The sequence below is a fragment of the Tsukamurella soli genome, assembly GCF_039541155.1.
In the GTDB taxonomy this organism is placed as follows: Bacteria; Actinomycetota; Actinomycetes; order Mycobacteriales; family Mycobacteriaceae; genus Tsukamurella; species Tsukamurella soli.
Genome location: NZ_BAABFR010000069.1, coordinates 1 through 20,211 on the forward strand (window position 1 = coordinate 1; position 20,211 = coordinate 20,211).

Annotated in this window: 16 protein-coding genes; 3 read left to right on the forward strand and 13 right to left on the reverse strand. The window is 70.1% G+C overall.

Features of this window, described 5'->3' with window-relative positions:
- Window positions 1–672: 672 nt before the first annotated feature.
- The 11 genes from hypE to ABD908_RS18560 form a co-directional block, all read right to left on the reverse strand.
- Complete coding sequence (hypE, locus tag ABD908_RS18510) at window positions 673–1,752, reverse strand: hydrogenase expression/formation protein HypE (protein WP_344998656.1); 1,080 nt, start codon at window positions 1,750–1,752, stop codon at window positions 673–675.
- A complete protein-coding gene (gene hypD / locus ABD908_RS18515) occupies window positions 1,749–2,852 on the reverse strand; it encodes a hydrogenase formation protein HypD (RefSeq protein ID WP_344998658.1) in 1,104 nt (367 codons plus the stop codon). Before hypD ends, hypE begins: the two co-directional genes overlap by 4 nt.
- On the reverse strand, window positions 2,849–3,175 hold the full coding sequence (locus ABD908_RS18520) for a HypC/HybG/HupF family hydrogenase formation chaperone (protein ID WP_344998660.1): 327 nt from the start codon (window positions 3,173–3,175) through the stop codon (window positions 2,849–2,851). The genes hypD and ABD908_RS18520 overlap by 4 nt, the downstream gene beginning before the upstream one ends.
- A gap of 53 nt (window positions 3,176–3,228) precedes the next feature.
- Window positions 3,229–5,682, reverse strand: a complete 2,454-nt coding sequence (gene hypF / locus ABD908_RS18525; RefSeq protein WP_344998663.1) for a carbamoyltransferase HypF — start codon at window positions 5,680–5,682, stop codon at window positions 3,229–3,231.
- Entirely contained in the window at window positions 5,679–6,863 is a 1,185-nt protein-coding gene (locus tag ABD908_RS18530; RefSeq protein ID WP_385920776.1) for an NHL repeat-containing protein, read from the reverse strand. Before ABD908_RS18530 ends, hypF begins: the two co-directional genes overlap by 4 nt.
- Before the next feature lies 1 nt (window position 6,864).
- Window positions 6,865–7,773, reverse strand: coding sequence for a NifU family protein (locus ABD908_RS18535; protein ID WP_344998665.1), 909 nt, complete (start codon window positions 7,771–7,773; stop codon window positions 6,865–6,867).
- The gene (locus ABD908_RS18540) at window positions 7,770–9,245 is read right to left on the reverse strand and encodes a hypothetical protein (RefSeq protein WP_344998667.1); all 1,476 of its coding nucleotides are present in this window, start codon (window positions 9,243–9,245) and stop codon (window positions 7,770–7,772) included. Before ABD908_RS18540 ends, ABD908_RS18535 begins: the two co-directional genes overlap by 4 nt.
- A complete protein-coding gene (locus tag ABD908_RS18545) occupies window positions 9,242–10,336 on the reverse strand; it encodes a hydrogenase maturation protease (RefSeq protein WP_344998669.1) in 1,095 nt (364 codons plus the stop codon). Before ABD908_RS18545 ends, ABD908_RS18540 begins: the two co-directional genes overlap by 4 nt.
- A gap of 8 nt (window positions 10,337–10,344) precedes the next feature.
- Window positions 10,345–11,973 (reverse strand): nickel-dependent hydrogenase large subunit, encoded by a 1,629-nt coding sequence (locus ABD908_RS18550; protein ID WP_344998671.1) that lies wholly within the window; start codon window positions 11,971–11,973, stop codon window positions 10,345–10,347.
- A gap of 89 nt (window positions 11,974–12,062) precedes the next feature.
- On the reverse strand, window positions 12,063–13,034 hold the full coding sequence (locus tag ABD908_RS18555; RefSeq protein WP_344998673.1) for an NADH-quinone oxidoreductase subunit B family protein: 972 nt from the start codon (window positions 13,032–13,034) through the stop codon (window positions 12,063–12,065).
- A 65-nt stretch (window positions 13,035–13,099) separates the two neighbouring features.
- A complete protein-coding gene (locus ABD908_RS18560; RefSeq protein WP_344998675.1) occupies window positions 13,100–13,708 on the reverse strand; it encodes a DUF1641 domain-containing protein in 609 nt (202 codons plus the stop codon).
- A 357-nt stretch (window positions 13,709–14,065) separates the two neighbouring features.
- Between ABD908_RS18560 and ABD908_RS18565 the strand changes: the two genes are divergently transcribed.
- The 3 genes from ABD908_RS18565 to hypB are packed head-to-tail and all read left to right on the forward strand — an operon-like array spanning window position 14,066 to window position 16,134.
- Window positions 14,066–14,968, forward strand: a complete 903-nt coding sequence (locus ABD908_RS18565) for an AraC family transcriptional regulator (protein WP_344998677.1) — start codon at window positions 14,066–14,068, stop codon at window positions 14,966–14,968.
- A gap of 4 nt (window positions 14,969–14,972) precedes the next feature.
- Window positions 14,973–15,347, forward strand: a complete 375-nt coding sequence (locus tag ABD908_RS18570) for a hydrogenase maturation nickel metallochaperone HypA/HybF (RefSeq protein ID WP_344998679.1) — start codon at window positions 14,973–14,975, stop codon at window positions 15,345–15,347.
- Window position 15,348: 1 nt separating this feature from the next.
- On the forward strand, window positions 15,349–16,134 hold the full coding sequence (gene hypB, locus ABD908_RS18575) for a hydrogenase nickel incorporation protein HypB (RefSeq protein ID WP_344998681.1): 786 nt from the start codon (window positions 15,349–15,351) through the stop codon (window positions 16,132–16,134).
- An 850-nt stretch (window positions 16,135–16,984) separates the two neighbouring features.
- Here hypB and ABD908_RS18580 read toward each other — a convergent pair.
- Together ABD908_RS18580 and ABD908_RS18585 are read right to left on the reverse strand one after the other, a co-directional pair.
- Window positions 16,985–18,544: an AMP-binding protein gene (locus ABD908_RS18580; protein ID WP_344998683.1), complete on the reverse strand. Its 1,560-nt coding sequence runs from the start codon at window positions 18,542–18,544 to the stop codon at window positions 16,985–16,987.
- Window positions 18,541–20,193 (reverse strand): GMC family oxidoreductase, encoded by a 1,653-nt coding sequence (locus tag ABD908_RS18585; protein ID WP_344998685.1) that lies wholly within the window; start codon window positions 20,191–20,193, stop codon window positions 18,541–18,543. The genes ABD908_RS18580 and ABD908_RS18585 overlap by 4 nt, the downstream gene beginning before the upstream one ends.
- Window positions 20,194–20,211 lie beyond the last annotated feature (18 nt).

Here is a 20,211-nt window from a genome sequence, read left to right on the forward strand (position 1 = left end):
TCCTAAGACCGCTTGGCCTCCGACTTCGTGGCCCGGCACACCGGCGGCATGCCGGCCACGAGCGAGGTCATGGCCGCGACATCGGGGCCCAGCAGCGCCGCGCGCCAGAGGGCGCGGGGGCCGTCGTCGTAGTCGATCAGCGTGGGTACGCAGCGGCCGCGCTCGACCAGGTCCAGCGCGAAACCCGCGAGCGTGGCGAGGTAGTCGACGGATGCGCCGCGGCGCACGTCGGGGACGACGGCCGTGAGCGCGGCGCGCACCGCGGACCGCGGTATCCGGACGACGGGGACCGTCCACGGCAGCAGCTCGGGCTGCGAACGCGGCGCCGGGCGCGGCGATACCCGGACCAGTTCGGGCGAGTCCAGCGGGGCCGACCGCAGCGACGGGAGCAGGATCTCCTCGTCGCCGGGCGCGCCGGGACAGGTCGCAGCGAGCACATCGGCCGGTACCGCGAACGGGTGCGGCCGTGCCGACCGTCGAGCCTGGCTCGAGCTCTTGACCGGGGCATCGGAATCCTCCGCCCACAGCGACAGGTCGCCGCCCACCGGCCACAGCGCGTGCACCACCAGCACGTTCGAGTCTCCTCCACGTCGGAGCGCCCAGCGTACCGTGCGGCTCACCGAGCCGGCGAGACACTCGACGCAGGCCGACGACGAGTCCGGCGGCAGACCGTCAGCAGATCCGCGGCAGCTGCTCGCCGATCGGCGCGTCGAGCACCCGAGTCGCGCCCAGTCCGGTGCGCAGAGTGACCACCTGGGGATGTTCGACGGTGCAGTGGCCGATCACGCACGCCTGCGCGCCGAGCCGGTGGCGGCGCATCGCGGCGACCACTGCGTCAGCGGCGTCGGCGGGCACGATCGCCAGGAGCTTGCCCTCGTTGGCCACCTGCAACGGATCGAGGCCGAGCAGCCCGCAGGCGTCGCGGACCTCCCCGGGGACCGGGATCGCGCGATCGATCAGTTCGATTCCGACCCCGGAGGCGCGAGCGAGTTCGTTGATCGTCGCGGACACGCCGCCCCGGGTCGGGTCGCGGAGGACGTGGATATCGGCGCCGGTCGCGATCATCTCCGCGACCAACTCGTGCAGCGAAGCGGTATCGCTCTCCACCCGGGTACCGAAGTCGATGCCGTCGCGCACGCTCATCACGGCGATGCCGTGCAAGCCGATGGGGCCGCTGAGGAGCACGACGTCGCCGGGCCGCGCCCGGTCGGGCCGGATATCGACACCGTCGGGCACCACACCGACCCCGGTGGTGTTGATGTACACGCCGTCACCGCTGTCGTGGTCGACGACCTTGGTGTCGCCGGTGACCAGCTGGACCCCGGCCCGTTCGGCGGCCTTGCCGAGCGCGGTCGCGACCCGCCCGACATCCGTCATCGGTGTGCCCTCGGCCAGTACGAACGCCGTCGACAGGTACAGCGGATGCGCGCCCGCCATCGCGAGGTCGTTGACGGTGCCGTTCACGGCGAGGTCCCCGATGTTCCCGCCGGGGAAGAACATCGGCTTGACCACAAACGTGTCGGTGGACAGGGCGAGCCGCCCGCCCGGGCGGGGGAGTACCGCCGCGTCGCCGAGTTCGGCGCGTGCCGCACTGCCGAACGCCGGCAGGAAGAGGTGTTCGACGAGGTCGGCAGACATCGCGCCGCCGCCGCCGTGGCCGAGCACCACGGTGGGTGTGTCGCGCAGCGGCAGCGGGCAGGTCCAGCCCTCGAAGTCGAGGTCGTTCCCGCTCATCGCCGTCCCGCCGCTCATCGTGCCTCCACCATGTCCAGCCGACGGTAGGCGTGGTACGCCGCGCACGCGCCCTCCGACGACACCATCGTCGCTCCCAGCGGATTGCGCGGGGTGCACTCTCGGCCGAACGCCGGGCACTCGTTCGGTTTGATCAGTCCCTGCAGCACCTCACCGGAGTGGCACAGACCGGACTCCTCGGTGTGGATATCACCCACCGAGAAGCGCTGTTCGGCATCGTAGTCGGCATATTCGGCGGACAGCCGCCAGCCGCTCCCGGGAATCATCCCGATGCCCCGCCAGGTGCGGTCGGTGACCTCGAAGACGTCCTCGAGCATCGCCATCGCCGCCGGATTCCCCTCGTCGCGGACCGCCCGCGGGTAGGCGTTCTCCACCTCGTGCCTGCCCGCCTCCAGCTGCCGGACCGTCCTGCGGATGCCCTCGAGGATGTCGAGCGGCTCGAAGCCGGTGACCACGATGGGAACGCGGTATCGCTCGGCGAGCGCCGGGTATTCACCGGTACCCATCACGCTGCAGACGTGACCGGCTGCGAGGAACGCCTGTACCCGGCAGGTCGGCGACTCCATGATCGCGGCGATCGCCGGCGGTACCAGCACATGCGACACGAGCAGCGAGAAGTTCGAGATCCCCTGGGCCTTCGCCTGGAAGACGGTCATCGCGTTGGCGGGCGCTGTGGTCTCGAAACCGATGCCGAAGAACACGACCTGCCGGTCGGGGTTCTGTCTGGCGATTGCCAGCGCATCCAGCGGCGAGTACACGACCCGGACGTCGCCGCCGATGCTCTTGATCGCGAACAGGTCCCGCTCACTGCCCGGAACCCGCAGCATGTCGCCGAAGGAGCAGAAGATCACCCCCGGACGAGCGGCGATCGCCAGCGCCTTGTCGATCACCTCCAGCGGCGTCACGCACACCGGGCAGCCCGGCCCGTGGATCATCTCCACGCCGTCGGGCAGCAACTGGTCGATGCCGTTCCGGATGATCGAATGCGTCTGGCCGCCACAGACCTCCATCATCGCCCACGGCCTGGTGGTGACCGCATGGATGTCGTCGAGCAGCCGGCGCGCCAGCTCGGGATCGCCGAACTCGTCGAGGTACTTCATCGGGCCATCCCCTCCGATGTCCGCGCCGGGACCGACTCGGGCAGTGGGCGTCCGCTCTGCTTGGCGGCCGAGGCGAAGCCGTCGCCGAACTCCTCGTCGAGGATACCCAGCGTACGGAACTGTTCGATGGTCTCGAGCGCTGACTTCTCGTCGAGCCGCTGGATCGCGAAACCGACGTGGACGATGACGTATTCACCGACCTGGACGTCCGGTAGATAGGCCAGACAGACCTTCTTGCGGACGCCGCCGAAGCTGACGTCCGCCATGATCGTGTAGTCCTCCTCTCGGATGGACTCGACCTGGCCGGGAACTGCGAGACACATTTGCTTTCTCCTCCTGGGCTGTCGGGAGCAGGCTGGGCTCGACCTGCGAGCCCCTAGGGCTGGTGTTCTGGGTGGCTTGCGGTCGGGTGGCTTGCGGTCGGGTGGCTTGCGGTCGGGTGGCTTGCGGTCGGGTGGCCGGCAGGGGGACGCCCGCGCGCCAGGCCGGCGGCACAGATCGCGACCTGGCCGAGCGCGATCCCACCGTCGTTGGGCGGCACCTCGCGGTGAGTGAGCACGCGATGGCCGTCCATGGCAAGCCGCTCGCACAGCAGCCCAGCAAGAAGACGGTTGCCGAACACACCGCCGGTGAGGCCGACCGCATCCGGCCGGTGCTGCTCGGCGAGGACACCGGTCAACCGCGCGAGGCCGTCGGCGAGGGCGTGATGGAACGAACGGGCCAGGACCTCCGCGGCGACTCCGGCGCGGACCGCGTCGGCGATATCGGCGATGAGGGGGCCGGGGTCGAGGACCGCGGCGCCCTGTTGCGCGGCACCACCGATGCCCAGCAACGGGAACCGCAGCGGCACGGCGACATCGGTGCGACGGGCCGCCACCTCCAGTTCCACCGCGGCCTGCGCCTCGTAGCTGATGCGGTGGCGGATGCCGAGGAGCGATGAGACCGCGTCGAACAGCCTTCCGGCGCTCGAGGTGCGCACCCAGCCGACCCGGGCAGGCGCCGCGGCGGTGAGCAATCGGCGCTCGGCATCGGTGAGTTCGGCCGCGACGGGTGTGCCGTCGAGGTCGACGCCGTGGGCGAGCATCAGCGCCGCCGCGACGCGCACCGGGTTGCGGACACCGGCGTCACCGCCTGGCAACGGTACCTCCCCGAGGTGGCCGAGCCGTGCGGCCGTTGTGCCGCCGTCGCCCAGCAGGAGCGCTTCGCCGCCCCACACGGTGGCGTCGCAGCCGTATCCGGTTCCGTCGAGGACCAGTCCGAGTATGCGCGCGTCGAGCGTGCCGGTCTCGGCGGCGAGTGCTGCCAGATGGGCGTGATGGTGCTGGACCTCGACCAGCGGCACGCCGAGGTCGGCGGCCAGACGCACGGCCCACGCGCGCGACGCGTAGCCGGGATGCCGGTCGGCGACCACCACAGCGGGGGAGCGACGGTGGAAGCGCAGCATCTGGTCGGTCGCGGCCTGGTGGGCGAGTCGACTCTCCCAGCTCCCGAGGTCACCGATATGCGCTGACAGGAACGCCTGGCCGTCTCGGGCCAGGGCTGCGGTGTTCTTGACCTCGGCGCCGGCCGCCAGCACTGCCGGCGACGGTGACCCCGCGGGCCCGGCGCCCGGGAGCGGAAGCTCGATGGGTAGCGGCGCATACCCGCGCGACCGGCGGACCGGGAGCGGCGGCCCGGCGCCAGGTGCCCACGCCAGCACCGAGTCCTCGCAGGGCACTGCGATCGCCCGGTCATGGCTGAGGAAGGCCGTGGCGATCGCGCCCAACCGCGCGCGGGCATCGTCGTCGTCGAAGCACAGCGGGTCGCCGGAGAGGTTGCCGGAGGTCACCACCAGCGGACGACCGCATTCCATCAGCAGGTGATGCACCGGCGTGTACGGCAGGAGCACTCCGAGCTCGTCCAATCCCGGGGCCACCGAGTCGCTCACGGCTGCGCCGATCCTCCTGGGCAGCAAGAGGATCGGGTGCTCGCTGCCGGTCAACACCGGCACGGCCGCCTCGGGCAGGGCGACCAACGACGCGACCGCGTCGATATCGCGGGCCATCACCGCGAACGGTTGGTCGGGGCGGTGCTTGCGCCTGCGCAGCGCGCCGACGGCACCGTCGGATCCCGCGTCACACACCAGGTGATAGCCGCCGAGCCCCTTGATCGCCACCACCTCGCCGGCATCGATGATCGCGCCGATGGCGGCCAGGCTCGGCTCCGTTCCGGACGCGAGCACCCGCCCGTCGGTGCCGGTGACCGTCAGCGTCGGGCCGCAGCCGTGGCAGGCGATGGGCTGGGCGTGGAAGCGGCGGTCGGTGGGGTCGGCGTACTCCGCCGAGCACCGGGGGCACATCGGGAAGTCCGCCATCGTCGTGGTCCGCCGGTCGTAGGGGAGGTCGACGGTGATGGTGAAGCGCGGCCCGCAGTTGGTGCACGAGATGAACGGGTGACGGTACCGGCGGTCGGCCGGGTCGAACATCTCGCGCAGGCAGTCGGCACAGGTGGCAGCGTCGGGCGGGACCATGGTCCGGAGGCCGCTCCCGGATGTGCTGGCCGCGATCACGAACCCGGTACCGCCGCACGGCACCAACCGCACACTGCTGACCGACGCGATCCGCGCGAGCGGCGGCGCCTCGCCGACGAGGCGAGTAGCGAACGCCTCGACCCGCTCGGCGGCGCCCTCGACCTCGATCACCACCGCCGTGCTGTCGTTGCGGCACTGACCGACCAGTCCGAGTTCGGCGGCGATCCGTGCGAGGTGCGGGCGGAAGCCGACCCCCTGCACGACACCCCGCACGATGAGCGACTCTCGAACGACGCCGTGGCGCGCGGTCGGCGCGCTCACGACCGCTCCCAGAGCACGACGCGGTTGTTGCCGGAGTCGGCGACCGCGAGTAGATCACCGCGCCGATCGAGACCGTACGGCCAACACAGGGTGTCCGCGCCGACCTGGTCCCAGCGGTTCTCACCGTTGGCGGCCAGGTCGGGCTGTGCCAGCGCGAGATACGGCACCAACTCGGTCGACCGGGCGTGGTCGCCCTGCAGCAGGATTCGGTTGTTCGCAGTGTCGGCGATCGCGAGATCCGTTCCTGCCGAGGCGATGGCATAGGGGAAGCGCAGCCGGCGCTGCTGCGGCACGTACGGAAACTCGGTGCCGGTGGTGAAGTCCGGTTGGCCGAGAACGGCATCGGCCGGGCAGTCGCCGGCCGGGTGGGTGTCCCATCGCAGCAGCCGATGATTGCCCGCGTCGGCGATCACCACGCCGCCCGCCCCGGTGGCCGCGAAGTCGTGCGGCCAGCGGAAGGAGTCGGCGGCGACCGGTCCGCCCCGGTTCTCCTCGCGCGCATGCGCATCGGGCTGGCCGAGGACGACGTCGGCGGGCCGTCCCGGCTCGGGGACGCCGCCATGCCACACCAACACCCTGCGGTTGCCGGTATCGGCGACGTAGAAGTACCCATCGATCAGCGCGATCCCGAACGGCCAGTAGAAGCTGGTCGCGTCGGGCTCAGCGCCCGCGTTCGGCTCCACAGACTCCGGATCCGGTTGTCCGATCACCTGATCCGGCGGTGTCGCGTGACTGGTGGGCAGCCGGTCCCACACCAGCAACCGGTGATGCCAGGCGTCGGCGACGACGAGCCGGCCGCGATCGAGCAGCACCCCCGTGGGCAGGTGCATACCGTTCGCCGGTCCGCGCCCGCCCGCAGCGGGGCCTTCGGTGTGCGGATCAGGTTGGCCCAGAACCACATCGGCGGGTGTCCCGTCGGTTCTCGGGATGCCGTGCCAGATCATCACACGGTGGTTACCGCTGTCGGCCACCACCAGCACGTCGTCGCCCAGGGTCACTCCCCGCGGGGCATACAGCCATGCCTCGGTCGGCTGCGCGGGAGGCAGCAGCAGGCCGCCGGGCGCCTCCGCGCCGACGACGCACCGCGGCGCCCACCCCGGGTAGTCCAACGCGGCGCCACGGCCCGGATACGGATCTGCGGCAGACGGGTCCGCCGTCCGGGGAACCACCGTCACGCGCATGTCAGCCTCCCGGCCTCAGCCATGCATCGGCTCCGACGATCCTCAGCGGCACCGAACGAAGCTGGGCACCCGGCATCGAGGTGCACTCGCCGGTGGTCGCGTCGTAGCAGAACCCGTGCCACGGGCAGGTGAGCGTGCCTGCGTCGGCGTCCACCTCGGCGTCGTCCAAGGGCAGACCGAGGTGGGCGCAGGCGTTGACATACGCCGCGAGCCTGCCGCCCGCGTTCACCAGCACCAGGTCTTCCGCCCCGGCGGTCACCGCACGGAGCGTTCCCACGGGCACGTCCGCGACGGGGAGCGTTCGCAGCCACCCGGCCGCCGTGAGTTCGGCGGTCTGGTCCGCGGAGCCGCCGGAGTCGTGGCCCCGTGCGGGGGCGCGCAGCGACGTCAGCGGAATGAACGCCGGGGCGGGCTCGTTGGGCAGCACCTCGACCGACGTGATCTCGGGAACGCCGGCGGTGAGCGCCGATTCGACGCTGTCGCGCATCGTGACCGCCGCCATCGAGCAACCGTTGCACGCACCCGTGAGCCGAACGAACGCGACCGAGCCGTCGATGTGGGACAGCTCGACGTCGCCGCCGTGGCCCTGTAGGCCGGGGCGGATCCGGTCCAGCACCCGGCGCGCGAGTGCCTCGGGCGGTTGACGGATGAGGCCGTGCATCGCGAACAACATCCGCACCGTCGGGTCGTCGACCAGCGCGAACAGGAGTTCCTTGCCGCGCGCGTCCGCGCGCAGCGTCCGGATGATCGTCGTGAGTCCCTGCTTGTGCAGAGCGCCCAGCGACTCGACCGCCGCATCGAAGACGGCACGGGCGTCGGCGGCAAGGCCGTCGGCGTCCGACATCGCGGTGTCCAGCCGCTCGGCAAGGGACTCGAGCTCGGTGGACTGAAGTTCGAGTTGATCCGTCATGCCGGCCCGCTCGCTACGCTCCCGGCGCCGGAACGCGGGAGCACCGTGACCTTCGCCCGGCGCTGCGCATCCGGTGGCGGCACGGTCGGCGCCACCCGCACGCCCATGCCGGACGTACGCCCCGCCTCGTCGGTACCCGGCATCCGGTCGTACTGCGCCGATGCGCGGGCCAGCTCGGCTTCGAACCCGGCCTGGTCGGGGTCCGTGATCCCGCTGCGGGCGATCGCGTCGAGCACCTCCCGCACCGCCATCACGGCTTCCCGGTCGAGGAACTCCTCGAAGACGCTGCGCGCCTCCACGAGTCGGGCACGGGCGTCGTCGAGCAGTCCGAGGTGCGCCAGCGCGTTGCCCTGGTTGGCGAGCACCCGTGCCCGCGCGGTCGGCTGATCGTCGCGTACCCCCGAGCGGAGGATCTCCTCGTAGAGGTCGACGGCCTCCATGAGATTGTCCCGCGGGTGCGTCGACGGCGCATAGACCAGGGCGTTCGCCAGATCGAGTGTCGCCGTCGACCACGGGCCGGGATGGTCGCCGCTGGTGAACACCTCGCGTGCGGCGCGAAGCGACTGCGCGGCAACGCCCAGCCGCAGCCGGTCGGTGGCCTCCGTCATCGGGCTCGCCAGATGTGCGGTGGCGAGGTCCAGTTGCAGCGACGCCCACACGTACGGGGCGCTGTCGCGGGTGACCAGCGCCAGACCGTCGAGGTAGTGGCCCATGGCCTCGGCGAGTGGCGCACCCGCCCGCGCCAGCTGCTCGTGCATGAGACTGCCGAGGCGGCCGTGCAATTCGGCACGCACTGCCGCCAGATCGGTGTCCGACAGCCCGGCCAGGGCGGACTCGAGGTCGGCATAGGCCGCCTCGGGGTCGGCACCCTGATCGACGAGTACGCCGCCTGCGTCGCCCAGCAGGACCGCCGCGAGCACTGGGCTCGCGAGGGTCGCCAGCGCGGCCGCCCGGTGCAACAGCCGATATGCGGCGGGCGGATCGTCGCCCATCCTGGCGGACGCGGCCGCGACAAGCGTCAGGGCACGGAGCTCGGCCGGGCGGGCGGGATCATCGGCAGGGGGTTCGTCGGCGAGACCCGCTATGTAGCAGACGAGGTCGACGAGCGCCGGCCACGGGTCGGGGAGCCCGGCGCGGACGGCGCCGGCGGTCTCGGCATCGGGAGACAGGGCCCAGCGGTTGTACAGATCGATCGGATCGTCGGCGGACTCCTCGGCCGCGGCCGCACCGTCCCCGGTCGCGGTCACGGGTGCGGCATCTGCTGGTGCGTCGTCGAGGTACGCGCGGCGCACGGAGGCCAGGCTCGCAGGCCAGTGGGCGGGCAGTCGGCCGGACACGAGCGTCGCGCGCACCGCGTCCTCCTCGTCGGTGCGTGCCGGGATCAGCAGCAACCCCGCAGGGAAGGAGAAGATCCCCAGCGGCTGAGTGCCTTTCACGACCGGCTGCGATACGGTCGATTCGAGTGCGGTCATCGTGTCACCTCCCGGGCGCCCTGCGTCGCGCGGTGGTCCGCCGGATCATGCTCGCCGCGATCTCGGCCGTCCGCCGAGTGCGATACACCGTCAATCGGCGCCGTTCCACCCCGTCCTCGGTCACCACCAGGAGATAGACCACCCACTGGCCGTTCTCCTCGACCACCTCCGTTGTCACGTCCTCGGCCATCGATCGCCTCCCGGTCCGGGTCGAGCAACCCGCCGTCCGGGGGTCGCGTCCGATCCAGTGTCACGCGTACCAACCCGGCGGCGTCGTCCCACACCAGGGGATAGGTGCCGGATCGGTCCGTGAAACCGAGAACCTCATGGATCAGTACCGTGCGGTCGGCCGCGGCGTTGCGTTGGCGGAGGACGAGCCCGCCGTTGGCGATGCCCTGCAACGGAATCAACTCCAGCACGTCGGGGTGCACCGCCGCGCCGGGCACCAGGCGGGCCACGGCGACATCGGCGGGGAACCACCGCCGGGCCACATCGCGGTCGAGATGCAGGTATCCGTCCGCGGTGAGGGTGACGTGCGGCGCGTCGGCCGGGTCTGGCGGAGCGCTCCAGAACTCGGTGGCGAGCAGTTCGGCCAGCCCGTGCATCGCCGCATCGACCGCGGGGGTGAGCGGATCTCCGGGCGTGCACCCGCCCACCTCGATGAGGAATACCGTGACATCGGTGGGCCGATCCGGGCCGAGTAGCCAATCCGCCAGCGAGAGAGCATGATCCCAGCGGAAGTTGTGCGAGTGCACGCTCTCCGCAGGGGGAGGATCGACCAGTTCGGTGGCCGGCACTCGGTACACCGTGCCCGGCTCGGCGCCCGTCGCGGCCGCGTCGACGAGCACTACGCGGGCCGCGCCCCGCATGGCGAACGCGACATCCATCCCGGCGGTACCGCCGTCGATCAGCCGCACCGAATCGGGCACCCCCTGCGCGTACAGGGTGCGCACCAGTGCCGGGCCGACCGCATCGTCGCCGCGCAGGATGTTCCCGCAACCGATCACCAGGACGTCGCACGCCGGTGGGGCGAAGCCGTCGTCGAGCAGTTGATATGGGGCGGGGGAGCTTTGAGGGGAGGAGGTGCCCACGGCTGCGCTCACACCATGCCGTTGATCACGAATTTGGAGAGCTCGCGACCCGATCTGCCGTCGTAGGCGTGCACCGTGCAGACCAGGCAGGAGTCGAAGGACCGCGCCACGTGGCCGAGTTCGACCGGGTCCTCCATGTCCTTGATCGGCGTGCCGATCATCGCCTGCTCGATCGGCCCCAGTGTGCCGTCCCGGTCCCGGGGACCGATGTTCCACGCCGTCGGGGTGACGACCTGGTAGTTCTCGATCTTGCCGTTGTCCAGCACGATCCAGTCCGACAGCGCACCGCGGGCGGCCTCGGTCGAGCCGAAGCCCTTGCCGGACTCGTGTTCGGTCGGCTTGGCGTAGAACGACTCACCCAGGTCCAGACGGCCGAGCCAGTCGGTCACCCACTTGAAGTACTTCGGCGCCTCGTGCATGCGGGCCATCTGACGGACGAAGACGCTCGGGCCGAGCTTGGCGAGCATGTCGACGAAGAGCGGATCGGCGTCCTGGTGTCCCAGGGGGTTCGGGCCGCCGGCGGCGACCCGGCGGGCCAACGGCCCGGCCTCCAGGGGCGTACGCCCCACACCGGGCACGTCGTAGCGCGGCGATTTGGCCCACGAGTACTTACCGTCCTTGCGGGAGGCGACCGGGTCGAGCGGCAGGGTCTCGCCCTCCCAGGGGTGCAGCGGCCGGTCACCGCGGAAGAAGGAGTGGCTGACGTCCTCGGTGACCCGCAGGTGATCGAACGGCGTCCACGCCCCGTCGGCGTAGATGCCCGACCGCCCGATCAGCGCGTCGTTGCGACCGTCGATCGTGGGGTTCTCGTAGAGCGACGGCTCGAAGTACGTCCCGGTCGAGATGTACCTACCGACGCCGCCGCCGTACTCGTCCAGGCCGATGTCGCGGGCGTAACGGATGAAGAATCCGCAGTCGGAGTTGTACTGCGACTCGTTCTCGTCCACCCAGGCGAGCATGTCCTCCCAGGTCTTGATCTCCAGCCAGCGGTCCACCGAGCAACCCAGCCACTCGGCCTCGAGCCAGTTGTCCCTCCAGTGGTTGAGGATCGCGGTACTGCGCGTGACGTCAGCGAGATTCGGCGCGCTCATCACGCCGCCGGGCACCATGAACGAGCTGTGCGGCCACTGGCCACCGAAGATCGCATAGACCTCCACGGGCTTACCCGAGAGCACCACACCCTTCTGATACGAGGTGCCGACGTACGGCGCGAATCGGCGCACCGCCTCGTCGTACATCGGCGAGGAAGCGTAGTTCTTGTTCACCAGGTCGATCGCGAAGAGCGCGTAGAAGTAGCGCGGGATGGACTGGAGTGTCTCGCACGCCTGCGCGATGTTGCGGACCAACGTCGCGTTCTGCGGGACGCGTGTGGCCCACGCGGTATCGAGGGCGTAACAGGCCTTGTACAGATGCGAGCCACCGCAGATCCCGCAGATGCGTGGTGTGACGATCAGGCCCGCCTGCGGGTCCTTGCCCTTCAGGATGATCTCGAATCCACGGAACATCGCGGCTTCTGTGTATGCCGAGGTCACCGCACCGTCTTCGATGGTGACCCGTACGTCGAGGTCACCTTCGACACGGCCGAGCGGCGAGACGAAGAGATCGACTGAGCTGGCGGCGCTCTCCACTGCTGTCATTGCTGTGCTTCCTTAACCTTGGGCTGTAGGCCGGAATGATGGGCTGGTCCGGCGCCGAACGGGCTGGGGCTCGGGCGGACGAGAACTGGTCAAACGACGAACATGTCCTCTTTGGACCATTGCGGGGCGGCGATCCGCGCGGCAGCGGCATGCGCCATGTAGGTGATGTGGTCGGAGCCCTCGGGAACCTCCTTCGGGATGGTGCCGGACACCTTCTGGGTCTTGAACACGGTGTCCTTGGCCAGATCGAAGAACGGGAACTCGGGCTCGGTGCAGCCGAGGCACGGCATCCCCGCACGGGTCTTGGAGGACTGCCGGTTCCACAGGATCCGGTTGCACGGCGAGTGCGTCATCGGCCCTCGGCAGCCGAACTCGTAGAACAGGCAACCGGTTCGGGTGCCCTCGCCGAAGCTGAGCGTCGACTGTTTGTACTCGAAGAACTGCATCCGCGTGCAGCCGGTCTGCGTGAAGGTCTTGAAGAAGGTCTGCGGGCGGTGCAGGTCGTCGAGCGCGATGTCCCCGGCCCGGCCGGTGGCGAGCGCGACCAGGATCTGGGTGATCCAATCCGGGTGGGCCGGGCAGCCGGGGATGTTGATCACCGGCAGCCCGGATCTACTGCGCCAGTCCGGGCCGAGGAAGCCGCCCCGTTCGCGCTTGTGGAACTGCAGACCGGTCGAGTCGCTGGGATTGGGCGCCATCGCGGGAATGCCGCCCCAGCAGGCGCAGTCACCGATCGCTACAACGATCGATGCGGCCTCACTGAGCTCCTGCACCCACTCGAGCATCGGCCGGCCCGCGAACATGTCCATCGAACCCGATCCGTTCGGACCTCGGATCACGGTGCCCTCGAGCACGAAGATGTCCAGCGGACGCACCCCGGTGGCGCAGTCGGTGAAGATCTTGGTGGCATTGTCTCCGAGTTCCATACCCAGCGACGGATGCCACAGCAGCTCCAGGCCGAAGTCGACGATGAGGTCGACGACGTTCGGCTCCTCGGCGTTGAGGAAGCTCATCGTGTTGCCGGAGCAGGCCCCGGCTTGAAACCACAGCACAGATGACATTCCGATGCCGTCCCTTCTCTTCTAGTGAGGTCTCGGTTCTCGACGTGGTCGTGTCTTCGGTCGGGCTACGGTGCACGCCGCTCGGCGAGCCGCTCGCCGATCGACTTGGTGATCGTGGCGAAGTAGCTGAGCGCACGCTGGACGTCGGGGTTGCGGAACGCCTTGGTGGCCGACATGAGGCCCCGGATGCGTACCGGGTTGCTGCGGAAGCGCTTCGACCCCTCCGCCACGCCGCTGAAGACCAGATCGACGTCGTCGATCGCGCCGGGCACACCGGGCGAGCCCAGCAGCCGGTCGGCCGCCCCGGACTCGACCGCGGCGACGATTCCCGGCATCACCTTCGGCAGCACCATGCCGACCGCCGCCATCGCCTGGGCGATCGCCGCGGGGTCCAGCCGGCGCTCTGCGTCTGTAGTCTGCACGGCGCCGCGCAGCTCGGCGATGCCGCCGAGCACCGAGTCGCCGATGACCTCACTGCGGGCGACCAGCTGATCGAGCCCCACGACCAGCACCGCCAGGAGGTCCGCGTGGTCGAGCAGCGTGAGCAGTGAGTCGGCTACCACCGGATCGTTCAACCGGGCAGCGAGTCGCTGCTCCGGCGTGGGTCCGAGGGGCTGGTTCGGGCTGTCACCGGACTGCGCCGGACTGTCGGACACGCCTGTCACAACGGTCACTGTCGACCTCCTCGAATGGGATGCGCCACTGTGAGCGGCGAGTTCGAGAGTATGGAATAGTCCGGACGTCTGCTATCGAGATCCCGCATTCACTATCCAAATCACGCAATTCTCTTGCACCGTGTGCGCGAATGGGTCGATAGTTGGGTCGCGAAGGGGACCACCGCGATCGGAGGTGTGATGTCGACCGAGGTAGCCGATGTCGGCAGCCACCTGTCCCGGCTGAGCTTTCTGGACACGGCACGCACGCGAACGCCCGTGCGGCGTCGGATCCGGTCCCGTGGCGTACCCAACGCACTACAGGGACATCTGGTTGCGCAGTCCGACAGCCCCAGAGGGGCAACAGAATTCGTATCCATGCTGTTGGGGCAGTCGAACATCGTGGTGGATCCGGGCCATGCGGAGGGCTTCCACGCGACGCTGCACGCGATTCAGACGCACGACGTCGCGATGGCACACCTCGATCTGGCCGTGCCGTGCACGCTGGACGTGTCGCAGTCGCCGGAGGTGTTCACGGTCCACATGACCACGGTCGGCGAGGCCGCAGTGAGCATCGGCGGCATCCGGCACGCCATCACACCGTTCTTCGCTCTCGTCGTGTCGCCCGGCATGCATTATCAGCTGCACCTGGAGCTCGACTCGCCGCAGTTGATCATCCGCATCGAGCGCACGGCGATGGAGCGGCAGCTCTCGCGGATGCTCGGTCGTGCCCTGGCCGCGCCCATCGTCTTCGAGCCGATCGGCGACCTGACCGTCGATGCCGCCGTCCGCTGGCACGGCGCGATCCAGATCCTGTCGAGCGAGGTCCTGTCGCCCGGTTCGCTACTGCGGCAAGGGTCCGGCACCGAGGCGCTCGGGGAGCTGCTCATCTCGACGCTGTTGTACATCCAGGAGCACAACTACTCGAGCGGGCTGCGCCGGCCGGCCGCCTCCGGCCGACCCGCGGTCCGGAGGTCGCTGGACTACATCGCGGAGCACCTCGCCGAACAGATCACGCTCGATGCACTGAGCGAGTATGTCGGGATGAGCGTGCGGTCCATCCAGAGCGGTTTCCGCGAGGACCTGGCGACCACTCCGATCGCCTACATCCGCGACCAGCGGCTCCTGAAGGTCCGCGCGGAACTGAAGGCGGCGATCCCCGGAGACGGGTTCACGGTGACGGCTGCGGCCGAGCGGTGGGGATTCACGCATCTGGGGAACTTCTCCGTCCTGTACCGGCGCCGCTTCGGCGAGTCGCCGTCGGCGACGCTCAGGAGGTGAGGCGGTGCACGAACTCTCGCTGTGCCGCGCCGTCGTGGGTGTGGTCGACAGGTCACGGGGCGGCCGGGCCGTCTCGCGCGTGCAGCTCCGGGTGGGGCAACTGCGGCAGGTGGTCCCCGAAACCCTCTTGTACTGCTGGGAACTGGTCACCGCGGAGACACCGCTGGCCGGTGCGCGGTTGGAGATCGACCACGTCCCGGTGCGGTTACGGTGCCGGAGCTGCGGCGCCGACACCGTCGTCACACATGCGCTCGTCCTGGTCTGCGAGTCCTGCGGCTCCGGCGCCGTGGACGTGGTAGCAGGTGAGGAATTCCTTGTTACCACAGTGCATTTCGATCCGCTTACCGCTCCCGCCCCATCCCGATCCGAGGAGAACTGACATGGGTCGATTCCATCGACACGACGACGGTACCGTCCACGAGCATCGGCACGACCACGAGCATCCGCACAGCCACTCGCCGGTCGGCGAGCTCGGCGATCACACCGGCTACCAGACCGGCGACGACCGCATCGACGTGCTGGAGCGGATCTTCGACGAGAACGATCGCGCAGCGGCGGCGAACCGCGCGGCGTTCGATGCGCAGAACGTGGCCTGCGTCAACCTGATGTCGGCGCCCGGCGCCGGCAAGACCACGCTGTTGCAACGCACCCTGGGGGAGCTCCGGGACCGCGGCGTGCGCACCGGGATCGTCGAGGGCGATATCGAGACCAGCATCGACGCCGACCGACTACGCGGCCTGGGCGCCCAGATCGCGCTCCTCAACACCGGCAACGGATTCGGCGGCGAATGCCACCTCGATGCACCGATGGTCGCGCGAGCGCTCATCGACCTACGACTCGACGATCTGGATCTGCTCCTGGTGGAGAACGTCGGGAACCTGGTGTGCCCGGCCGAGTTCGACGTGGGCGCGCACTCGTCGGCGATGGTGTACGCGGTGACCGAGGGCGAGGAGAAGCCGCTGAAGTATCCGGTGATGTTCCGCGCCGTCGACCTGGTGGTGGTCAACAAGGTCGACCTGCTGCCCTATCTGGACTTCGACCTCGACCTGTTCGAGGCGAACCTCGCCGCGGTGAACCCGGGCGTGCGGGTGATCCGGCTCAGCGCGCGGACCGGCGCCGGGATCGGGGACTGGCTCGACTGGGTGGCGTCGGTGGGGCGGAATTGATGCTCCCACGGATCGACCACAGCAACGAGGAGGTCGGTTTCTCCTGGTGTACGCCCGATGGTATCCCCGCGACGCTGGCGGAGCTTGTGGGGTTACCGGGCGCCGAGCCGGAGCGTTGGCTGCCAACCCATCTGGAGGCGCTCGACGATGTGCTCATCGACATCGCCGGCCGCTTCGGGCAGGTGCTGGGCGGCGGCCGACGACCGACGCCGGGCGAATACCGGGGACTCGGTGAGGCCTATCAGGCGATCGACCGGACCACGGTCGAGTACGACGACGCCCTAGCCGCGGCAGGTATGCGCGCGGACGTGCGCGCTGCCGAGATACTGGGTACGGCGGCGCTGATGGGCATCCGGCTGCGGCATGCGATCGACCTCGCCGGACCGGCGCCGTTCGACGGATCGCTCGACACGGCGGCACCCGGCGTGATCAGCGGCCACGCGGGACTGTACTGGGTCGATGAGGACGTCGCCTGGCGCGGCGCACGGTGGCTGATCATCACCGACGACGGCCGTCGGCTGCCCGCCGGGCTCACGATGCTGCTGAACGACAGCTCGGGAGTCGACAAGCAGGCATCCCTCGACGAACATCGCACTGCGCTGGAACGGATCACCGCGGCTGCGGCGGCACCCGATGCAGCCCCGGAGGTGGCCGGGGGCAGCCTCGACTGGCTGATCTTCGACTGGGTGATGGCTCATCGCGACGGCCCGGACAGCGCCGCGGTGCGGATCTCGACGTCTCGCCTCGCCGAGGCGCGCGCCCTGGTGGCCGGAGCCGCAGCCTCGGTCCGCGTGCGCGCACGCTACGACCCCGCGCTGACCGACCTGCGCCGGTCCCCGGCCGGCGGTCATCAGGTCGACGCCCTCTCCACGGCGGAGGTGGCGGCGACACCGTCGGCGGCGAGCCGGCGCTTGGCGACCTTGAACGAGGCGGTATGGGGGAGTGCGGATTCGATCCGCAACCGGGTCGGCCGCTGACGCGTACTCAGATCGGGCTGGGCCTGGAGGAACTCGGCGAATTCGGCGCACGTCAGCTCTGCGCCCGGTCGAACTACCACCGCTGCGGCGACCTGGTCGCCCACGCCGTCGGCGGGCAGGGCGTAGACGGCGGCCTCCACGATCGCGGGATGGCGCAACAGGATCCGCTCGATGGGTGCGGTGCCGAGGTTCTCGCCGCCCACCCGCAGCCAGTCGGCGGTCCGGCCGGCGAAGTACACGAACCCGGCCTCGTCGACGTACGCCAGATCGCCCGTGCGGAACCAGCCGCCGCGGAGCTTCGCCGCGGTGGCCGCCGCGTCGTTGTAGTAGCCGGAGAAGCCGCCGGCCCCGGCGGTGTTGACCAGCTCACCGACCGACTCCTCGGGGTTGGCCAGGCCACCGTCGGGCCCGAATCGCGCAGGCGGGCACGGCTGTCCGCCCTCGATGCCGAGCACGGCGGCACCGGCCGGCAGTGGTCCGAGGGCATCGGGCGGCGTGTCCGGTGTCCGGCCGATGACGAGGCCCAGCTCACTCGAGCCGTAGCCGTCGAGCAGGCGGCAGCCGAACCGCCGCGCGAACTCGGCGGTGTCGCCCGCGCGACCCTCGTTGCCGTAGACGATGCGCAGCGGGTTGTCGGCGTCGTCCGGGCGCTCCTCCGTGGCGAGGATGAATGCGAGTGGGGCGCCGACGTAGTTCGCGTAGGTGGCACCGAACCGCCTTACGTCGCATAGGAACCCGCGGGCCGAGAACCGGCGTCGCAGTGCGAGGCCCGCGCCCGCAGCGAGCGCGACGCCCCACCCGGTGATCAGCGCGTTGGTGTGGAACAGCGGCATGGACACGTACGCGACGTCGTCCGCGCCGAGCCCGCAGCGGTCGGCCATGTACACCGCCGATCCCGCGATCGCACCGTGGGTGATCCTGACCGCCTTGGGATCTCCGCTGGTACCCGAGGTGAACACCAGCATGAACAGGTCGCTCGGCGCACGCTCGCCGACCGGCACGGGTGCGCTGCGGCCGGGAGCCGCGCGGGCGCACCAGTCGTCACCGTCGATCTGCAGGACCGGGACGCGCGTCTCACCCGCCTGCTGCAGGTGGGCCGCGTCTGCGAGCACCACAGCGCAGTCGGTGCGCGCGACGTCCCGCGCGAGCGCGGCGCCGCTGCGGGTGTCGTTGAGCGCCACGAGGACCGCGCCGGACAGCGCGGCGCCGCCGATCGCGTGGGAGAACTCGGGGATGTTGTCGGCGAGGATCCCGATGTGGAACGGACCATCGGCGGGCCGCAGTTCACGCAGGGCGGTGGCGTAACCCTCTGCAGCCTCGATACATTCGGCCCACGTCCACCGGCGGTCCTCGAACAGGAGGCCGGTCGACCGATCACCGGCGCGCATCAGCAGCAGGTCGGTCACGGTGGCCGCTGCGGCGGACGCGCTCATGCCCCGAGAAGCTTTGCGCACATCTCGCCGATCATGTACGACGGCGCATTCGTGTTGCCGCCGGTGACATTCGGCATGATCGACGCGTCGGCCACCCGCAGGCCGTCGATGCCGCGCACGCGCAGCTGGGGGTCGACGACGGCGCGCTCGTCGGTGCCCATCCGACATGTGCCCACGGGGTGGTACACGGAATGGACGCGGGTGGGCAGCTCCCGGCGCATCGCGAGCGGGTCGCGGAACGAATCGCCGGGTGCGAACTCGCCGTCGACACCTCCTGCGATCGACCTGTGCGCCATGATCTCGCGGATCATCGCGATGCCCTCGAGCAGGAACTCGGTGTCCACCGGGTCGGACAGATACGCGGGGTCGATCAGCGGCGAGTCGAGCGGGTCCGCGGAGGCGAGCCGGAGCTCCCCGCGGCTGTGTGGGTAGATCAGCGTGGGGAAGATGGTGAGGGCCGGGCGCGTGTCCACCCTGTGCAGCTTGTCCTCGTCCTGGTTGGGCACGGGGTAGCTCCACGGCAGCGTGTGGATCTGCATGTCGGGGATGTCCTTGGCGAACGACGTCCGGACGAACCCACACGCCTCGAAGACGGTGCGGCCGAACCACGAGCTGCCGGGCCTGCGCTGCTCCCGCAGAAAGCCGCTCGCGAAGTGCAGCGGGGTGCCCTTGTGCACGGCGCTTTTCATCAGGTAGGTCATCGGCACGAACAGGTGGTCGTGCAGGTTCTGGCCGACGGGCAGGTTGGCGGCCACGTCGATGCCGTGCTCGCGCAGCTGCTCCGCCGGACCGATGCCGGACAACAGCAGGATGTGCGGCGAGCCCATGGTGCCGCCGGAGACGATCACCTCCTGCTCTGCGCGGATCACCCGACGTCCTGTGCCCGTGAGGATCTCGACGCCGGTGGCCCGGCCGCGCTCGATCGCCACGCGGGCGACGTGCGCCCCGACGACGACGGTGAGGCCGGGCCGCCCGCGGCGCAGGTATCCCTGGGCGGAGCTGTACCGGATGCCGCCGGACACGCTCTGCTGGAAGATGCTGATGCCCTCCTGGTCGGGCCCGTTGTAGTCCTCGATCACGGGCGCGGCCAGCGTCTGAGCGGCCGCCGTCATGAAACTCCGTGCGGCCCCGGTGAGGTCGCGCTGCCGGGTGACCTGGATGGGGCCGCCCTCGCCGCGGACGTCGCTCGCCCCATCCTGCCAGTTCTCCAGCCGCTTGAAGGCGGGCAGCACCTCGTCGTAGCTCCACCCGGAGCACCCCTCGGCGGCCCAGCCGTCGTAGTTGGCGCGGTTGCCCCGCACGAACAGCATGCCGTTGATCGAGCTCGAGCCGCCCAGCACCTTGCCCCGGGTCATCGGGATCCGCCTGTCGTGGGCGAACTTCTGCGGCACCGAGTACTGCTTCCACGCGACCTTCGCCTTGAACTGCGGCACCGTGTGGACCATCGTGATCATGCCGGGGATGCGGGTGAGCCGGGTGTCGTCGTTCCGACCGGCCTCGAGCAGCACGACGTGGGCACCGGTGTCGGCGAGCCGGCTGGCGACGATCGCCCCGGCGCTACCGGAGCCCACCACCACGTAGTCCGCCGACGCGGGGAGCTCGGTGGTCCCAACGACGGATGTATGTGTGACGGGCCTGGTCTCGGTCACGATCGCCTCCTGGTTCGG

What these genes read in the sequence shown, in the direction of transcription:
- ABD908_RS18535 (WP_344998665.1), bottom strand. Translation starts at nt 7,773, where the DNA reads ATGACGGATCAACTCGAACTTCAGTCCACCGAGCTCGAGTCCCTTGCC.
- hypB (WP_344998681.1), top strand. Translation starts at nt 15,349, where the DNA reads ATGGGTCGATTCCATCGACACGACGACGGTACCGTCCACGAGCATCGG.
- ABD908_RS18580 (WP_344998683.1), bottom strand. Translation starts at nt 18,544, where the DNA reads ATGAGCGCGTCCGCCGCAGCGGCCACCGTGACCGACCTGCTGCTGATG.
- ABD908_RS18530 (WP_385920776.1), bottom strand. Translation starts at nt 6,863, where the DNA reads ATGCGCGTGACGGTGGTTCCCCGGACGGCGGACCCGTCTGCCGCAGAT.
- ABD908_RS18540 (WP_344998667.1), bottom strand. Translation starts at nt 9,245, where the DNA reads ATGACCGCACTCGAATCGACCGTATCGCAGCCGGTCGTGAAAGGCACT.
- ABD908_RS18565 (WP_344998677.1), top strand. Translation starts at nt 14,066, where the DNA reads ATGCTGTTGGGGCAGTCGAACATCGTGGTGGATCCGGGCCATGCGGAG.
- ABD908_RS18550 (WP_344998671.1), bottom strand. Translation starts at nt 11,973, where the DNA reads ATGACAGCAGTGGAGAGCGCCGCCAGCTCAGTCGATCTCTTCGTCTCG.
- hypE (WP_344998656.1), bottom strand. Translation starts at nt 1,752, where the DNA reads ATGAGCGGCGGGACGGCGATGAGCGGGAACGACCTCGACTTCGAGGGC.
- hypD (WP_344998658.1), bottom strand. Translation starts at nt 2,852, where the DNA reads ATGAAGTACCTCGACGAGTTCGGCGATCCCGAGCTGGCGCGCCGGCTG.
- ABD908_RS18555 (WP_344998673.1), bottom strand. Translation starts at nt 13,034, where the DNA reads ATGTCATCTGTGCTGTGGTTTCAAGCCGGGGCCTGCTCCGGCAACACG.
- ABD908_RS18520 (WP_344998660.1), bottom strand. Translation starts at nt 3,175, where the DNA reads ATGTGTCTCGCAGTTCCCGGCCAGGTCGAGTCCATCCGAGAGGAGGAC.